At 52.4% G+C, this 17981-nt stretch carries 11 protein-coding genes; 3 read left to right on the forward strand and 8 right to left on the reverse strand.

What is annotated here, in order from left to right; all coding sequences use genetic code 11:
• The first annotated feature begins 109 nt into the window (after window positions 1–109).
• Window positions 110–2488: an ABC transporter permease gene (locus tag Q4E93_RS14195; protein WP_303586230.1), complete on the forward strand. Its 2379-nt coding sequence runs from the start codon at window positions 110–112 to the stop codon at window positions 2486–2488.
• Window positions 2489–2521: 33 nt separating this feature from the next.
• Here the strand turns inward: Q4E93_RS14195 and Q4E93_RS14200 are convergent, their stop codons facing one another.
• The 8 genes from Q4E93_RS14200 to Q4E93_RS14235 form a co-directional block, all read right to left on the reverse strand.
• The gene (locus tag Q4E93_RS14200) at window positions 2522–2659 is read right to left on the reverse strand and encodes a hypothetical protein (protein ID WP_303586233.1); all 138 of its coding nucleotides are present in this window, start codon (window positions 2657–2659) and stop codon (window positions 2522–2524) included.
• A gap of 96 nt (window positions 2660–2755) precedes the next feature.
• Entirely contained in the window at window positions 2756–5044 is a 2289-nt protein-coding gene (locus Q4E93_RS14205) for a GH92 family glycosyl hydrolase (RefSeq protein ID WP_303586235.1), read from the reverse strand.
• Between the two features lie 101 nt (window positions 5045–5145).
• Window positions 5146–6687, reverse strand: a complete 1542-nt coding sequence (locus Q4E93_RS14210; protein WP_303586237.1) for a DUF4832 domain-containing protein — start codon at window positions 6685–6687, stop codon at window positions 5146–5148.
• Between the two features lie 10 nt (window positions 6688–6697).
• Window positions 6698–7555, reverse strand: coding sequence for a PKD domain-containing protein (locus Q4E93_RS14215; protein WP_303586239.1), 858 nt, complete (start codon window positions 7553–7555; stop codon window positions 6698–6700).
• An 11-nt stretch (window positions 7556–7566) separates the two neighbouring features.
• Window positions 7567–9078: a RagB/SusD family nutrient uptake outer membrane protein gene (locus Q4E93_RS14220; protein ID WP_303586241.1), complete on the reverse strand. Its 1512-nt coding sequence runs from the start codon at window positions 9076–9078 to the stop codon at window positions 7567–7569.
• Window positions 9079–9093: 15 nt separating this feature from the next.
• The gene (locus Q4E93_RS14225) at window positions 9094–12345 is read right to left on the reverse strand and encodes a TonB-dependent receptor (protein WP_303586243.1); all 3252 of its coding nucleotides are present in this window, start codon (window positions 12343–12345) and stop codon (window positions 9094–9096) included.
• A gap of 188 nt (window positions 12346–12533) precedes the next feature.
• Entirely contained in the window at window positions 12534–13622 is a 1089-nt protein-coding gene (locus Q4E93_RS14230; RefSeq protein ID WP_303586245.1) for a FecR family protein, read from the reverse strand.
• A 64-nt stretch (window positions 13623–13686) separates the two neighbouring features.
• Window positions 13687–14247 carry an RNA polymerase sigma-70 factor gene (locus Q4E93_RS14235; protein ID WP_303586247.1) on the reverse strand — a complete coding sequence of 187 codons (561 nt, stop codon included), beginning with the start codon at window positions 14245–14247 and terminating at the stop codon, window positions 13687–13689.
• Between the two features lie 181 nt (window positions 14248–14428).
• Between Q4E93_RS14235 and Q4E93_RS14240 the strand changes: the two genes are divergently transcribed.
• A complete protein-coding gene (locus Q4E93_RS14240) occupies window positions 14429–16177 on the forward strand; it encodes an ABC transporter ATP-binding protein (protein ID WP_303586249.1) in 1749 nt (582 codons plus the stop codon).
• Entirely contained in the window at window positions 16113–17954 is a 1842-nt protein-coding gene (locus tag Q4E93_RS14245; protein WP_303586251.1) for an ABC transporter ATP-binding protein, read from the forward strand. Before Q4E93_RS14240 ends, Q4E93_RS14245 begins: the two co-directional genes overlap by 65 nt.
• Window positions 17955–17981 lie beyond the last annotated feature (27 nt).

Here is a 17981-nt window from a genome sequence, read left to right on the forward strand (position 1 = left end):
GCGAACACTCATTGTATCATCAACGGACAGTCATCCCGTCACCGATCCTCATAATCGATTGATTAGCATGATCGTTTAAACCCGGCACTTGTTTAGTTGCCCGGTAGCTATGATAAAGAGCTACCTCACGATCGCATGGCGCAACCTTACAAACAATAAGGTCTACAGCGCCCTTAACATCCTGGGCCTCGCAATAGGCATGGCCGTTGCCTTGCTGATCGGCCTGTGGGTGTATTATCAATCTACCTACGACCGCTTCCTTCCCGGTTACCAGCAGGTTTGCCAGGTAAGATACCGGGTCGAAAGCAACGGGCAGGCAAGTACTTACAATTCCGTCAGCTACCCCCTGGCTGAAGTCCTGAAAAAAGACATTCCCGGTATTCAATATGTCGCGCAGACAGACTGGATCACCGATCACGGTCTCGTGGCTGGTGAAAAAAAGCTCATCCTCAATGGCATCATGGCTGGAGAGGACTTTTTAAAGATCTTCCAATACCCATTGCTGAAAGGAAATCCCGGCGACGTATTGAAGGACATGTACTCCATCGTACTTACGCAGTCCACGGCAAGATCATTGTTCGGTGACGAAAATCCTTTGAACAGGACCGTCCGCATCGACAACTCCCATGACCTGAAGGTCACGGGTATTATGGAGGACATTCCTGAGAATTCTTCTATCCGCTTCCACTACATCATACCTTACTCCTATTTCGTAGCTACGGAGAACTGGGGTAGAAAATGGTGGAATAACAACCTGCAGACATTCGTTTCTCTCCAGCCCAATGTTGCCTATGAAGAAGTTGAGCCACAGTTGAGAACGATCTTAAAAAAGTATAGCATTGAAGAATATAAGACAACGAAAGCAGAGGTCTTCTTTCACCCGCTAACGAAACTGCATCTGTTTACCGAGTTCAAAAATGGAGTGGCTTCCGGCGGCTTTGTCGAATATGTCCACCTCTTCGGCATCATTGGACTGTTGGTGCTGCTCATCGCCTGCATCAATTTCATGAATCTGTACACCGCCCGATCCGAAAGGAGGGCCAGAGAGGTCGGCATCCGAAAGGCCATGGGCTCAATTCGTAAAAGCCTTATTCTGCAATTCCTCCTTGAATCCGCCTTCATCACTTCCATCGCATTCATCATTTCATTGCTCATCGTGCAGATCACTCTGCCTGCATTCAGCACGCTTACGGGGACAAACCTCCGTGTTCCTTATAGCAACGGCTACTTCTGGCTGATCATGATCGGATATGTGCTGCTCACCGCCCTGTTGGCTGGCAGCAGACCCGCCTTTTATCTCTCCTCCTTCAAACCCATAAAGGTTTTGAAAGGCTCCGTTCATATGGGACCAGGCGCCTCGCTTCCCAGGAAAATACTGGTGACCGTACAATTCACCGCCTCCATTGCTCTGATCATAATCACGATTATCGTATACCAGCAGATTCAGTATGGCAAGGACAGGTCCATTGGGTATGATGCGCGCCGGCTGGTGATGACAGGCGCCAGCCCGGACATCACGCGCAATTATGATGCTTTGAAAAACGAGCTGCTGCAAAGCGGCGTCGTCTCCAGCGTTACCAAATCCTCCAGCCCCGTCACGGCCATCTGGGTAGTCAACGGCGTAGACGATTGGGAAGGACGGCAGCCCAACGACAACCTCGGCCTGGGCACCATTGCCGTCTCCGATGCCGATTATTTCAGGACCATGGGCATGGAGATAAAAGAAGGAAGGGATTTTACGGGGAACAGGGGTACAGACTCCTTCGCCGTGATCTTAAATGAAGCAGCAGCCAAACGCCTGGGATATACGGCTGCCCTGGGCAAGTCCATGCTGATGAAATGGTATAACCCAAAGCCGGTGAAGGTCGTGGCGGTAGTAAAGGATGCCCTGATGGAATCCCCTTTTTCACCGGTGAAGCCAACCCTGTTCGTCTACGACCCGGGATGGTCCAATATCGTCACTTACCGGCTGTCGCCCTCCATAACTACCAGCCAGGCCATCGGGAGGCTAACGTCGATCTTTAATAAATATAACCCCTCCTACCCTTTCACTTACGACTTCGTGGACCAAAGCTATGCTGCCAAATTTGGCTTTGAAACCCTTATCAACAAACTGGCCGGGCTATTCTCGATCCTGGCTATTTTCATTTGTTGCCTCGGTTTGTTTGGCCTCGCCGCTTACACAGCCGAACAACGAACCAAAGAGATCGGTATCCGCAAGGTCCTTGGCGCTTCCATTGGACAGGTGTGGATATTGCTGTCAAAAGATTTTCTCCTGCTCGTCGCCATCAGCTGTATGATGGCAGCACCCATCGCATTCTATTATTTACACCACTGGCTGCAGCAATATGAATACAGGATCACCATCCAGCCATTGGTATTCGTTGTGGCCGGTGCTTCGGCTATAACCCTTACGCTGCTCACCGTCAGCTTCCAGGCAATAAAAGCCGCGCTGGCAAACCCAGTGAAGAGCTTACGCACAGAATAAAAAAGACCGTCGTGTGACGGTCTTCTAAATCATTTACTTTGAGGTGGCGTTTATAAAGACATACGATAGGAACAAGACCAGGCTAAGAAAGGCTATTGCCAATACGATCGTCACGGCTGTGTTATGGACGGCTGCACCCTTGGATGCATGTGTCCCTGCTTCGGGTTTCATATGACTGGATTTTGATGAGCAAATGCAAATTCGTTATTAGTAAAATATAACATATTTGCTGTATTTCCAACCGTAAAAACCCTATTTCTGCCTAATCTAATGCTTTTCACTCATATAAAACACCAGCTTTCCCCCAGCCAGGATCTCCTGGTGGGTGATAAAGCGCCGGTTGAGCGGCTGGCCATTCAGCACGACTTTCTTTACATACACGTTCTTCTCGCTTTGGCCCTGTGCTTCTATCACGAGCTCCTTTCCGTTCTCCAGGTGTAGCACCGCGCCATTGACAGCCGGGCTACCCAAAGCATATTGGTCGGAACCGGGGGCTACAGGATAAAAACCCAGCGCGCTGAAAATATACCAGGCGCTCATCTGCCCGCAGTCATCATTGCCTCCCAGGCCGTCGGGCGCATTGCGGTATTGCTTCTTCATGATCATCCGCACCCGCTCCTGCGTCTTCCAGGGTTGATCCGTCCAGTTGTACAGGTAGGCCACATGATGCGAAGGCTCATTACCATGTACGTAATTGCCGATGATGCCATCCCTTGTGATGTCCTCCGTCTCCGCAAAGAACTTATCCGGCAGCTCCATGGTGAACAAAGAATCCAGGTGCCGGACAAAACGCTGCTTACCCCCCATCATCGCGATCAATGCGGCCGGATCATGCGGAACGTACAAAGAGTAATTCCAGGCATTCCCCTCGATAAAGCCCTGATCATTGGTGCTGAGCACATCGAACTCTTTTTTGAAGCTGCCATCGGCCATCCGGGGACGCATATATCCTATGGAGGCGTCCCAGACGTTCTTATAGTTCTCCGACCGTTTCATATAAGCTGCATACACATCTCTTCTTCCCAGCTTCTCCGCCGCCTGGGCAATGCTCCAGTCATCATACGCATATTCAAGCGTGTTGGACACGGAAGTGCCGCTGCCTTCCGCAGGGACATAGCCCTTGTCGATATAGGCGCCCAGACCCATAAAATCCCGGTGCTGCGAAGTGGCGATACAGGCATCCAGCGCCTTGTTCGCATCAAATGGCGCATTCCCCTTCACAATGGCGTCAGCCACCACCGACACACTGTGGTAGCCGGACATGCACCAGTTCTCATTGGCATAATGGGACCAGATGGGCAGCATATGCTGTGTGCTTTGATCATAATGCACCAGCATGCTCCGGACCATATCGGCATTCCGCGCCGGCTCCAGGATATTGAACAAAGGATGCAGCGCCCTGTGCGTATCCCATAAGGAGAATGTCGTGTAATTGGTAAATCCTTCTGCCTTATGATTCACCTGGTCCAGTCCCCGGTAGGAGCCGTCCACGTCCATATAAACCGTGGGGTTGATAAAAGCATGATACAGGGAGGTATAGAAGTTCTCCTTCTCATCCTTTCCTGCTTCGATCCGCGCCTTACCCAGCTCGCGGTTCCACCAGGCTTGTCCCTCCTGCTTCACCCGCTGAAAATCCCAGCCTGGCACTTCTGTCCGTAAATTCAACAAGGCGCCTTCGGTGCTGACCGAAGACAACGCCATCTTCAGCTTGATCTGTTCGCCCTCTTTCGTATGGAAGTCGAAATACATGCGGATCTGCCTGCCGGCGATATCCGGGAAATTATGGTTCTGGTCAAACTTACCCCAGAACCCCCGGTACACCTGTTTCCTACTATAGTTCCTGCCACCATACTGCACAAAGGGTTTGGAAAAGCTCAACGCAAAATATTCCGTTCTTGTCCTGCCCCAGCCATTGGTCTGCCGCCACCCTGTCACCAGTGTATCATTCTCCACCCGGACAAAGGTCCAGACATTCTTATCTTCATAATTATAGATGCCGCTCATCAGGTCCAGGATAATATGCGCCTGTTCCGTGGCAGGAAAAGTATACTGGTGCATGCCCACCCGGGCGCTGGTGGTTAGTTCCGCCAGCACGTTATAATCCTCCAGCTTCACCTTGTAGTAATCGGCCTCCGCCACTTCCGTCGCATGGGAGAAGGCGCTTCTGAAACCGCTCCGCGGCTTATCCGCCACACCGGGATTCAGCTGCAGCTCACCCACCGTCGGCATGATCAGAAAATCACCCAGGTCCGAATGCCCCGTCCCGCTGAAATGCGTATGACTAAATCCGACGATGGTCTTATCGTCATACTGGTAACCCGCACAGTATTTATATACATCCGGATTATACTTCCCATTCATCTCATAAGGAATGGTGTCCGTATCAGGACTCAGCTGCACCATGCCGAATGGCACCGTTGCGCCCGGATAGACATGGCCCATCCGCTGGGTTCCGATGATCGGCCGTACATACTGGACCAGGTTTTCATCGGCAGCGCTCTGGGCAAAGGAAAATACAGGAAGACTGGCTAAGATCGCGAATAGTGACGTACGCATATTGGTAAGGGCCCTTCCATTTGGTCAGTCAGGGACTTGCAAATATAGTCCTGTAATTGTAAACAGAAACTTAATGACACCATCCTGCCCCATCCCGCCTCCTAATTGATGGTCACGGTCGCCCCCAGCTTATTATACCCGGTTGCCGCCTCCCACGTATCCTTATTAGCCAGCCGGATGGCATACTCCGCACGCCCCGCCAGGGACGCAGCCGCGTCCGGCAAATAGAGCAGCAGATCATAAACGCCCTTGGACATACCGGCATCCGTACTAATGGTCTCGTTCACCACGACTGCCCCGCTATACCATTTACGCACATCCGCTGAAAGAGGGAATTCGTACCCTTTACCTCCATCCCGCGCGCGCAGCACCAGCCTCGCCGGCCGCTGGTTATAGGGCGAGGCGTACCCTTCGTTCCTCAGGTTCAGGGTTAGCTTGAACTGCATACCCGCCTTCACGGCCACACCCGGATAGATCCCGCTCACCAGGACAAACCTATACCCTAAGTTCTTTTTAATATTCTCCATACATCCCCCGTCCACCCAGTCATTGTTCACGTCATTATTGTACGCACAATTGAGGAAGCTGTAATGCATGGCACTCATCACCGTCTGTGCCATTCCTGCCGTTTCACAATCATTTTGCGGGCTATACGTATCGTCGCAGGTCTCCCCGCCCACCGCAGTATATTTATTGTCCGCCTGCGCATAAGCCTCCAGCAAGGTAGTGGCCGATCCCCGGGGCGTGGAAGAATTGCCGTAATCATCATAGGTGCCGTAATCTCCCACGCCTGAAAGGAAGCAATCATTATGCATCCCGATCCGGGCTTTGTCCTCGCCGGAAAATGCTTCTGCATCCGTCAAAGCAGCCGAGGTCACGGGCGCATCAATGCCGTACACATACCGCTGTTTCATCTGCGGCGTACGCACCTGCACCATACGGCTGGCTGGCAGTGCGCCCAGTAAAGCTTTCAGCACTTCGATCTTATCCCGCCAGTTGCTGTCCAGCAGCTTTGACTGACCATTCGAGGAAGGATCGCCAAAATAGTCCGTATAATAATTCTCGCCCCAGATGCCGACAAACCCCATCTGCATACAGGCGATCACGTCCGCATTGTCCTGCAGAAGAGGTTTTAGCTGCGCAATGTGCTGCAGGACGATGGCCTTCGGGGCATCCCCGTAAGGCGGGCAAATGCCTCCTTCCGGGCAGCTGCCGCCATGCGTTGTGGTCGTGTAGGAAAAACGGAGGATCAGCTTCACCCCCGCCGTACGGGCAGCCGCCAGGTCCGCTTTGATCTTGTCCAGCAGGTCGGCCGGTAATGCCGTCCCTGTCAAGCCATCCAGCACAATGCTCCGGAAAACCAGCGTGCTGTAGATCTTATAAACACCGCCCCCATCTGCCTGCTGCAGTGTCCGCCAGGCTTTTAGCTGGGTAGCATCCAAAGCCGTATAAGTATTCGCATTTACTTCCGTGGCGCGGTAAAATCCCCGCTCAGGATTGGCAAAGTCCGAATCGCTGGCCGTATAATGTATGGTATCGACAGGGACAGGCGTATACAGTACGGGCTTTTCCAATTTGTCACAGGAAAGGACGGAGCAGCAGCCGACCACCAGTAAAAAGGCTATTAATGAATAGATCTTCATGGGTAATGTTTTATTCGCTCATATCAATGAATATCGGCGCGGATCCCTCGTCGGGCATCTCACCAAGGGTTTTACTCCAGTCATTCTTCGTAGCCGTCAGCGCCAACCGAAGGCCCTTTCCCGTGAGCCCTTTTAGCTTGCTGCGTTTCAATGCCCCTTCGAATTTCAGTGTGGCGCCGTCCTGTACCACCGTGCCTATCTGGTAAAAATCGGCTACGGAGACACCGCTCCAGCCCCATGCGTTCTGTGTGGCGCCGGAGAAATAGAAAGGATCGAACCATTGGTTCAGCATGGCGCCCTCGATAAGTACGTCATACCCGCCCCCTGGCCAGGTCCCGGTGACGTAGCCGGTGGCAGGATTGTTATCCGCATCCAGGTAAAAATCGAAGATATCTCCTGCCGCGACGGTAGATGTCATTTCAAAATAGAAGTAGACATTATCGCTGTTGTAATCGAATTTCGCTTTTGTAAAGATCCCTCCGTCGACACCCGGCGTGATGGCATTGTACGCCACGGTATCCCAATCCGACAAGGTATTGTCATCCAGCTTCACCGCCGATGACTTCGCAATATGGATGACAGTCGAGCCTTCCGCCTTTACGCCGCCCGCCGTCGTGACATACAGGGTAGGTACATACTTCCCCTTGCCGGGATAGGTATGAACCGGGCTCTTGTCGGTGGAGCTTCCTCCGTCGCCGAAATCCCATTGATAGGAGGTCGCTCCTTCCGTTTGATTGGTGAAAGTGACGGTATAGCCATCCAGGCTCACCGTGTAAATGACGTCAGGAGGGGCGACTGTATCTTTCTTACAGGAACAAAGCCAGCAGCAAGCCGCCAGTATATAAAGCGTTATCTTGGTAGGTGTCATGATGATGGGTTTTATTTGTTTTGCGTACACAACGTATTGGTCTGCACCTCGTCTATGGGAATGTAATAGATGATCTTCGGATTGTCCGGAGCGATGATCATGTTCGCATAGCCCGTTGGCTCTTTGGAAAGATCGATATCCGTCTCCTTCAGCCCCGGCAGATGATATCCCCAGTACGTCCTGTTCATACTGCGCTTGTTGCGGTAGACATCGAAAGCACGATGTCCTTCGAACGCCAGCTCGAAACGCCGCTCGTTCAGCACCAGATCAAGTGCCGTATAGCCAGCAGGTACAACACCACCATAAAGGCTTCCATTTAACCCCCTGTTCTTACGGATCATATCCACGTCATCCAGTGCCGCCGCTGTTTGCCCTGCCTTCGCTTCCGCCTCGGCCTTGTTCAGGTACATCTCGGCAAGCCGGAACATGACGGGCGAGCTCAGCGTAGGACTACCTCCCTGGAAAGAAAATTTTGAGATATAATAGATCTCGATGCCGTTCTTTTTCTGGACCACTCCATTGATGGTGTCCGGCACGATATAGCTCCAGCGTACATCTTCGGGATGGGCCGCCATGGAGTCCCTGAGAGAGGCCGATGCGTACTCTTCACCCCAGCCGGAATTGCCGTCCGAGTAGATCATGGAGGCGATGGATCCGAATTTGCCATAGTCATCCGTCGCCGTAAAGGCAATACAGAAAATGGTCTCCGGGCTTGCCGCCGCATTGGCGAAAAGCGTGGGATACGTTGCCGCCGTGCTAAGCGTAAAATTTCCGCTGTTGATCACCTTATCGGAATAGTAGATCGTGCTGTCATTGTTCCCCTCATACAGATAGGCCCTGGATAGTAAGGCCCAGGCCGCCTCCCGGGTGGCATATTGCACCCCCCTGCTTTGTACCATCAGGTCCGCCCCTTTTGCCGCATCGGCAATCACCTGCTGGTAGACCTGCTGCACCGTAGCCCTTGCCTTCAAAGCCGGGTCACTGGTGGAGGTCCTCAGAATAACGCCGTCTCCCGTGGGAGAGTTGGTATAAGGCATCGCATAAAAACGGACCAGGTTGAAATGGGCGAAGGCGCGCAGGAAGTAACACTCCCCCAGCAGCTGCCGGGTGGCGGCATCCGGGCTGGCAACTTTCTCCGCAGATGCTATCACCGTATTCACGTCGCTGATGATCTTATAGGAGATGTACCAGAAATACCGCATATTCGTCTGCGTGGGAGTATGACCCAGCGAAAAGCTGTAATAGAGGGCGTCCGTAGTCGTCTGTCCGCAAACAATGTCATCACTGGCAAAATCAGACGCCTGGAAATACTGCCGCAGATACATATTATTATCATCCGTCGAACCGGCAAAGGCAACATGGTCCTTAAAAAGCGCATACGCTCCATTCACCGCATTCTTCAATCCCTCGGGGGAGTTGGTCAACGTAGCCGTGGTAATGGCATCGCTGGGCGTAACGTCCTTGACACAGGACGCCAGCAGCAACAGTAAGGGGGATACTATCCAGAATAATTTCTTTTGCATGGTATAATATTTTTATCAGAACCTGAAATCGATGTTGAAGAGATACTGCCGGTTGTTGGGATACTTGAAATCCGATACACCGGGCATCACATACAGGCCGGGCGTAATGGTGGTCTGCGGATCCTGGCCGAAGAACTTCGTCGCCCGGTAAACATTGTCCGCCGACAACGACACCCTGACCCCATCCAGCTTCAGCTTACGGATCACTACTTTCGGCAGGTCGTATGACAGCGTCACGTTCCGGATAGCAAGAAAAGATCCGTCCTTCAGATACCTGGTAGACGTCTGCGTGGAATTATTGGCGTTCTGAGGACTGGGCTCCGACGCAATATCACCCGGCTTCGTCCACACCTTATAGCCCTTTGGAAGAACCGCCTGGTTATAGTAAGGTTCGCTGCCATCGTTCTCCACAAAACGCAGGGCATTGCTGAAGATCTTGTTGCCCGAGAGGAAATAGGCATTGACGCTCAGCGTAATCCCCTTATAGCGGAAAGAGTTGGTCATACCACCCTGGAACTTCGGCAGCGGGCTTCCTGCTTCCTGGTACGTCGCACTGTCATAGTTCGAAGTCGCTTGTCTGTAGATGACTTTTCCCGCCGCATCTTTCGTGATCTGCTCCCACAAAGGCGCCCCTGTCTGCGGGTCCACACCCATCCATTTCGGCATATAGAACTCATAAAGGTTGCCCCCGTTGCGGTAGATCTGGGAAATACCCCAGGTAGACTGTGTACTGATGCTGACAGCAGGGAATTGCCGCAGCTTATTGGTATTCCAGTTGATGGAAAAATCCGTCCGCCATTCGAAATCATGCGTAGTGATGTTCAGGGTGCTCAGCCCTATCTCTATACCCTTATTGGCGATCTCTCCCCTGTTTTCCCACCTGCTCTCAAAGCCCACGGACAAAGGCTGTGATACCTGCAGCAGCAGGTTCCGGGTGATATTATTATATACATCCACCGTCAGGTCCACCCGCTTGAACAATCCCAGGTCGACACCCGCATTCCATTGATGCTTGCTTTCCCAGGTAAGGTCCGGACTGGGCAGCTGGGAAGGGGTCGCCGCTATCAGCGAATTGTACTGGCTGGAGAGGGAGTATAACCCCAGGTAACGGGAGGAGCCGATGTCCTGCGTGCCCGTGATGCCATAGCTCAGCCGCAGCTTCAGGTTGCTCACCAGCCGGCTGTTCGCCAGGAAATCCTCCTTGCTCAATAGCCAGCCGGCGCTGACAGCGGGGAAACGCGCATAACGATGGCTGGAAGGAAAGGCAGAGGAGCCATCCACCCTGTAAGAGCCCGTGAGGAAATATTTGTCCAGGTAACTATAGTTCACCTGCGAAATATAGGACACCAGCGTGGCCTGGTCATTGCTGCCGCTGACTACCTGGCTGTTGGACACCGTATTCAACACCTGCAGCCCTACCGGCAGGCCCTTGCCCGCCGCCCCGTTGAGCTCCGTATGGCTGCCTTCGAACGCCACTCCGGCAAGTCCGCTGATCCTGTGAGGGCCGAGGTTGAAATTGAACTTCAGGAGGTCATTGGAGATGTAGCCATAATTAAAGGTGTTCATCTCGCTGAGATAGCCATTCCCATGATACTGTCCTGCCGTGAGCGGCGAAAAGTAGGTGGTACTCTTGAAATAGGCAGCCGACACCCGGTTGGTGCTCGCCAGGGACAACCAGGGCGTCAACGTCACATTGGCGTTGAGGTCATAGTTCGCATCGAAATTTTTGTACGGGTGATTGGAGTTCTGAATAGTATGGATGGGATTCACCTTATCCCTCGACCACCATTTGAAGGTGGAGCTGCCATCCACATACACCGGCCTGCCTGTGCTGTCATATGGATTGTCCCAGGGTAAATTGAGATAAGCATTGTACACATCGTTGTAATCATAGCTCTTGCCTGTCGTCCCGCTGATATTGATATTGTTGGTGACGGCAATGGCTTTGTTGAAATGATACGTGCTGTTGGCGCGAAGGTTGAGGCGCTGGTATTTCGTGTTCAGGAATGTCCCCTTTTCATTGTAATAGGACAAGCCTACATAATAGTCCGCTTTCTCTGTCCTCCCGCTGGCCGATGCATACAGGTTGGTCATCGGTGCATGCCTGAAGGTCGTCGTCAGCCAATTGTAGTTCCTGTCGCGCAGGCTCAACGGCCTTTCGCCATAGAATTTCAGGATATCTATCTTAAAGGAATTGCCGGTGTCCGTGGGAATATAATCCCGGTAATACTCCTTCTGCTGGTTGTACAGCTGGCTGCCCGACATCATCTTCATCTCGCCGAAATCAGGCGTACGTATCCCTTGCGTCACTTTCACTTCAAACCGGGTCTTTCCGGCAGCCGCTTTTTTTGTCGTAATAATGATCACTCCGCCATTGGCCTGTGATCCATACATGGCCGTGGCCCCCGCGTCCTTCAGCACTGTCACGTTTTCCACATCATTGGGGTCATAGTTGCCGCCAATGATCCCATCCACTACGAACAAAGGGCTCTGGGAAGCATTCACGGAAGAGACGCCCCGCAGCCTGATCTCTGCGGCGGCGCCCGGTACGCCGGAGCTGTTCACCACCTGCAGACCAGCTACCTTGCCCTGCAGCATCGACCCTATGTCATTGGTCGTCACATCCTTTAGTTTTTCCGCCGACACCACCGTAACAGCGCTGGTCAGCTCGCTCTTTCGCTTGTCGCTGTAGCCTACCACTACCACTTCATTTATCTGCTGGTTGGATTCCTTCAGGATGATGACAAAGGTCGACCGTCTGTCTACCTTCACCCATTGCGTCTCATATCCTACAAAGGAGAACTGTAAGGTGTCGCCCTCCGACGCGGGTAGGTTGAAATAGCCCTTCCCGTTCGTCTGTGTGCCTTTCGAAGTTCCCCTGATCAGGACAGATACATTAGATAAAGGCTCTCCCCGTTCATTTCGTATGATGCCCGTCACCGGATCCGCCGCGACTGCCACGGAAGAGGAAGCCTCGCTCAGCACAATAAGATGATTGCTGTTGATGGAATAATCAAGCCCCGTTCCCTTCAATACAAGTGAAAGCACATACTCGAGCGGCGCCTCCTCGACCTTCAGGCTGACCACTTTTGTCTCGTAGAGATCTTTATACTGGTAGAGGAAGCGGTAGCCGGTCTTTTGCTCTATCAGCGACAGTACATTGGACAGCGGCTCTTTGTTGACAGTGAGACTGATCGTCTTCTGGGAAAAGGCCCATACGGAAAGATGGACCCCGGCCAACACCATGCATAAAGCTGTTATTTTCATAATAAACAGTAGTTTACGCCGGGCAATAAGTCGCCCGGGAACAGTTGTTCTGGTAAAATGCATACCTTTGGTTTGATTAAGTTAGTAATAGGCTTTCAACTGCCTGTTGGTAACTCCGGAGAGGTGGCGCAATCACCTCTCTTTTCATTTACAGGCCTTCTTTCATCATGAAGACATATTGTGTGTTTTTATTTACTCCCGGTGATCACGACGGTCTTACCATTTATATCATAGGCGAAAGAGGCGGAACGACGTAAAGCCTCAAGGGCTTCTCCCACCGTTTCTTTTTCAAAGGAACCCGTAAAAAGCAAGGACTGCTGGCTGGTGTCGGTAAACACGATATGCACCTGGTACCATCGCTCCATTCGCCTGGCCAGCGAAGCAAAGGACTCTTTCCTGAATACCAGCTTATCTTTCAACCAGGCTGTCTCAATATAGCTGCTGTCTTTGGGATCCGCCTCCACCTGCGTCACCCGGATCACCTCGTCGCGACTTTTCGCCTTGCCGCTGTCCGTCAAGGGCGCCGCCATCATTACCTGGTTGCGGATAACGATCTTTTCATTGGGTCTTAACAGGATCTTCCGCTCCGGGTCCGATCGCAGGCTGACCTCGATGACGCCTCTCACCAGGGTGGCCTCCACAAAAGAATCTTCCGCATAAGCCCGCACGTTGAATGCCGTCCCCAGCACCCGGATGATGACATTGCCCGCATGCACCACCAGCGGCATATCGGGATTGCTGTGTATATCGAAAAAAGCTTCCCCCGTCAGGCGCATCTCCCGCTTCCTCACTCCGAAATCCTTGTTGTAGGCGAATTGACAGGCGCTGTTCAGCACCACTGTACTGCTGTCCGGCAGGTTGATCAGCGTTTTAGAGCCCGTTTTCGTAACGATCCTGTCATAAGGCTCCGCACCGGTGCCGGACGCGTTCCCTGTTTTCTTAAAGACGATACCGGCTACCACCGCGACCACCAGCATCACCGCTGCCCCTGCAAACATCCTGCTCCTGCCCGGTCGTCCGGCGATGTGCGCCTCTTCTTCGGCCGGTGCAGACGTCCCCCGCACCTGCTGCATAATGGCCGACAAACTATTATTCCTGGCTGCCATATCCTCCGCCGAAGGCCGGAAAGCAAGCGTCTTCAGCTCCGACAGCAGCTCACCATAGGGCATCGTGTCCTGCCGTTCCTGCAACAACAGATGCAATTCCCGGAGCTCTTCTTCCGTGAGCTGCCCGTCATACTGCTTAGCCAGTAATTCCCATAGTCTTTTGTCTGCCATCACAAAGGCTGATGCAGAAAAGATCATTTACCCCTAAAAGCCTGTGTAAAAAATTTACGAAAAATTAATGCTGGAGAAAAGTGAGAGGCACCGCATGGCCGATCTTCTTCAGCGCAATGCTCATTTGAGCCTCGACGGTCTTGACGGAAATATTCAGCAGCTCCGCCACTTCCTTATATCTGAGATTGCTTTCCTTCACCAGGAGAAATATCAGCTTACATTTCGGCGCCAGCTGGTCGATGACCTTATTAATATAACGTACCATCTCCGAGGAGATCAGCAGCTGCTCCGGACTCACCTCCCACTGAACAGGGAAATCATGCAGTTCATCCTCCGCCAGGCGAACAGAAGACTTTTGGGACCGGAGGAACTCCAATGATCTGTTCCGGGCGCATTTCAAGAGGTAGAGCTCCGGGTTGACCACCGCCTTCAAGAGAGGCCTCCGCTGCCAGATCCGCAGAAATACATCGTTCACGATCTCCTCGGCAGCCTCCTTTTCCCCTACGATGGAACAAGCCAGCTTATACAATCGGTAAAAATACAGGTGGTGCAGCCCCGCAAGGGCCTCCTCATCCTCACCCAGGGAGAGTCTTTCGAAAAGAATATAAGCAGCGTCCGTGGTCATACCTGACTCCAATGTACGGAGATTTTCTACTCCTTGCCCTTATAAACCCCTCGCAAACGTTTGCGCCATTTTAATAATAGGTCCACGGTTCACCGGCGTATCCCCCCCTTTCACCGGCCTTTTCGGGTCATTAGACCTTCAGCCCTTCGCTCCTGTCCTTATTTTCCTAATTTTACACCCCATGGAAAAGACAAAAAGACCACCTAAAGGACCTGGATTGTCCTCCCTGTTGAAACCTTACAGGGGGCTGATCGCCCTGCTAGCCTTTTTAGCCTTCCTGAGCAATGGCCTTAGCCTGGCGCTGCCTAAAATTATCGGCTCCGCCATCGACGGATTTGACAAGCGTCAACTGGACATGCACCATATCGTCGTCAAATTCCTGACAGTGACTATAGGCGTCTTTGTCTTTGCCTATCTGCAAAGTATTGTACAGACCTTCGCTTCTGAAAGAGTAGCCCGCGACCTGCGGACCCGTCTGTCGGAAAAGATCTCCAGACAGAGCTATGAGTTCCTGCAGAAGGTAAACCCATCGGCCCTGCTGACCAATCTGACGGCTGACGTCGACTCGATCAAGATGTATGTGGCCCAGGCCATCGTATCCATCCTCTCATCGCTGGTGACCATCATCGGGGTCAGTATCCTGGTGATGACCATCAACTGGAAGCTGGGGCTTATCGTCATCGCCATCATCCCTATTATAGGTATTACCTTTTTTATAGTGCTGCGAAAGGTCAGGGCTTTGTTCCTTAAGTCGCGGGAGGTTATCGACCGGCTTAACAAGGTGATCAACGAAAGCATATTGGGGGCGGCCATCATCCGGGTGGTCAATTCCCAGCAATTGGAGTATAATAAATTCCTGGATGCCAATAGTAAAGCGATGGGGATCGGGTTGAGCATCCTGCGGCTTTTCGCCTCACTCATCCCTGTCATTATCTTTACGGCCAACATGGCGACCCTCTCCATCCTGGCCCTGGGCGGGCATTTTGTCATCACGGGTTCTATGTCGCTGGGTGATTTCTCCGCTTTCAATAATTATCTGGCCATGCTGATCTTTCCCATTCTGATCATCGGGTTTATGAGCAATGTCATCGCCCAGGCCCAGGCGTCCTATGCCCGTATCAACGGTGTCCTCAATGCGCCCGATCCGGTGGAGACGGGAACATTGAAAACGGCATTGAAAGGCGAGATCAACGTGAAGGATATAACGGTGACTTATAATGGGAAGACGGTGCTGAAAGATATTTCCTTTACTGTCGACGCAGGCTCCCGAACGGCTATCATCGGTCCCACAGCTGCGGGCAAGACGCAGCTGCTGCACCTGCTCACCGCACTCACCCGCCCTGATGCAGGGACCGTCGAATATGACGGCCATCCCATTGCCGACTATGAAAAAGAAACGCTGCACAAACAAATAGGGTTTGTTTTCCAGGACAGCATCATCTTCAATATGAGCATCCGGGAGAACATCGCCTTTAATGAGATGGTTAAGGAAGAAGACATGCAGAAGGCCATCGATACAGCAGAACTCCATGATTTCATAGACGCTCTTCCCGAAAAACTGGAGACCGTCGTCTCCGAAAGAGGGACCAGTCTCTCCGGCGGCCAGAAACAACGGATCATGCTGGCCCGTGCCCTGGCCATCAATCCGCAGGTGCTGCTGCTGGATGACTTCACCGCCCGTGTGGATGCCAGCACCGAACAGAAGATCCTGGAGAATGTTCGCCGTAACTATCCGGGCATTACCCTGCTATCGGTGACCCAAAAGATCGCCTCCATCGAAGACTATCATCAGATAATTCTGCTGATGGAAGGTGAACTCATTGCTTCCGGCACGCACCAGGAACTTATGGATACCTGCCCGGAATATGTTCAGATCTATCAATCACAACGTAGCACCAGTCATTATGAGCAACACGAACTACAATCTTAATGCTATTGCGGGCCAGCAGCCCAAAAAGACCTCCAACTGGAAGGCCCTGGGCAAGTTGATCAACCTGCTGCCCGAAAAGCGCAGCGTATTGATATGGGCGCTGATCGCCATTCTGTCCTATTCCGGTCTTACCATGCTGGGACCCTATATCATCGGCCAGACCATCGATAAATATATCCGCAACAGCCAGGATTTCGGCGGCATATTGAAAAACTGCGGCTGGCTGCTGCTGATCTACGGCGGGGTGCTGGTCTGCGTCTATCTCCGCACTATCCTCATGGGCAGCTTTGGCCAGCACCTGCTGTTCAAGCTTCGCAATACCGTGTTCAATAAGCTGCAGGAATTGCCGAATGCCTTTTTCGCACAGAATAAGGCCGGCGACCTGATCTCCCGGGTAAACAGCGATACGGACAAGATCAACCAGTTTTTTTCCCAGTCCCTTATGCAATTTGTCTCCAGTATATTTATCATTACGGGGGCCGCCATCGCCCTGCTGGTGCTCAACTTCCGCCTGGGCCTTGCCACGCTTTCCCCTGCCCTGCTAATGTGGGTCTTTACTAAGGTGATCACCCCCTGGGTCAAACGTAAAAATGCCGCCAATCTGAAAAGCGTGGGTGGCCTCAGCGCCGAGATCCAGGAAAGCCTGGATAATTTCAAGGTCATCATCGCGTTCAACCGCCGTGACTACTTCAGAAATCGTTTTGCCAAAGCCAACAAGGATCAATATTCATCTGCGATAAAAGCGGGCCTGGCCAACAATATCTTTATGCCCGTTTATAGCCTGGCATCCAGCCTCGGGCAGCTCATTATGCTGACCTATGGTATTTACCTTATAACCACCGGTAACTTTACCACCGGCTTCCTTATCAGCTTTTTCGCATACGTCACTAACTTCTATGACCCGCTGCGTCAGATGGCGGCACTCTGGGCCAGTTTCCAGGTAGCGCTTGCCGCCTGGGACCGTATTTCCCAGATATTGAACCTGGAATCCGACCTTGCCACTTTCCCCCATACGTCTGACCTTTCCGTTGCAGGCGCGGCTCCCACCTCAGCCACACCCGCGCTTCTGGAATTCCAGCATGTATCCTTCCACTATCCCGATGGCACGGAAGTCCTCCATAACAACAGCTTCCGGCTGGAGAAAGGAAAAACCTACGCCCTGGTAGGCCCCACCGGCGGCGGCAAGACCACCACTGCCAGCCTTATTGCTCGTCTCTATGATCCTACTGCAGGGCGCATCCTCCTGAACGGGAAAGACCTCCGGTCCTATACGCCCGCAGAAAAGAGCCGTAAAATAGGCTTCATTCTGCAGGAACCCTTCTTGTTTTCCGGTACCGTAAAGGATAATATCCTCTATGGTAATGAGCAATATCGCGATCTCTCCAATGAAGCGCTGACTGCGGTGATCGAGAAAGCCAACCTGCAGACGTTATTATCCCGCTTCGATACGGGACTTGAAACTCCCGTAACTTCCGGCGGCGACGGCATCAGCCTGGGCCAGAAACAACTGATCGCCTTCATGCGTGCCGTGCTCCGTAACCCGGAGCTCCTCATCCTTGACGAAGCGACCGCCAATATTGACACCGTTACGGAAAAAATGCTGGAAGACATCCTGCATAAACTGCCGGATACCACCACCCGGGTCATTATCGCGCATCGCCTCAATACGATCGAGAATGCCGACGAGATCTTCTTTGTCAATGCAGGCGCCATCACCCGTGCCGGCTCCCTGGACCAGGCCGTCGACATGCTGCTGCATGGTAAAAGAGTGAGCTAGCCGGAAATTGAGTTGCAGGATACAGAA

The sequence above is a fragment of the Flavitalea plasmicola genome (assembly GCF_030546645.1).
Classification (GTDB): Bacteria; Bacteroidota; Bacteroidia; order Chitinophagales; family Chitinophagaceae; genus Puia.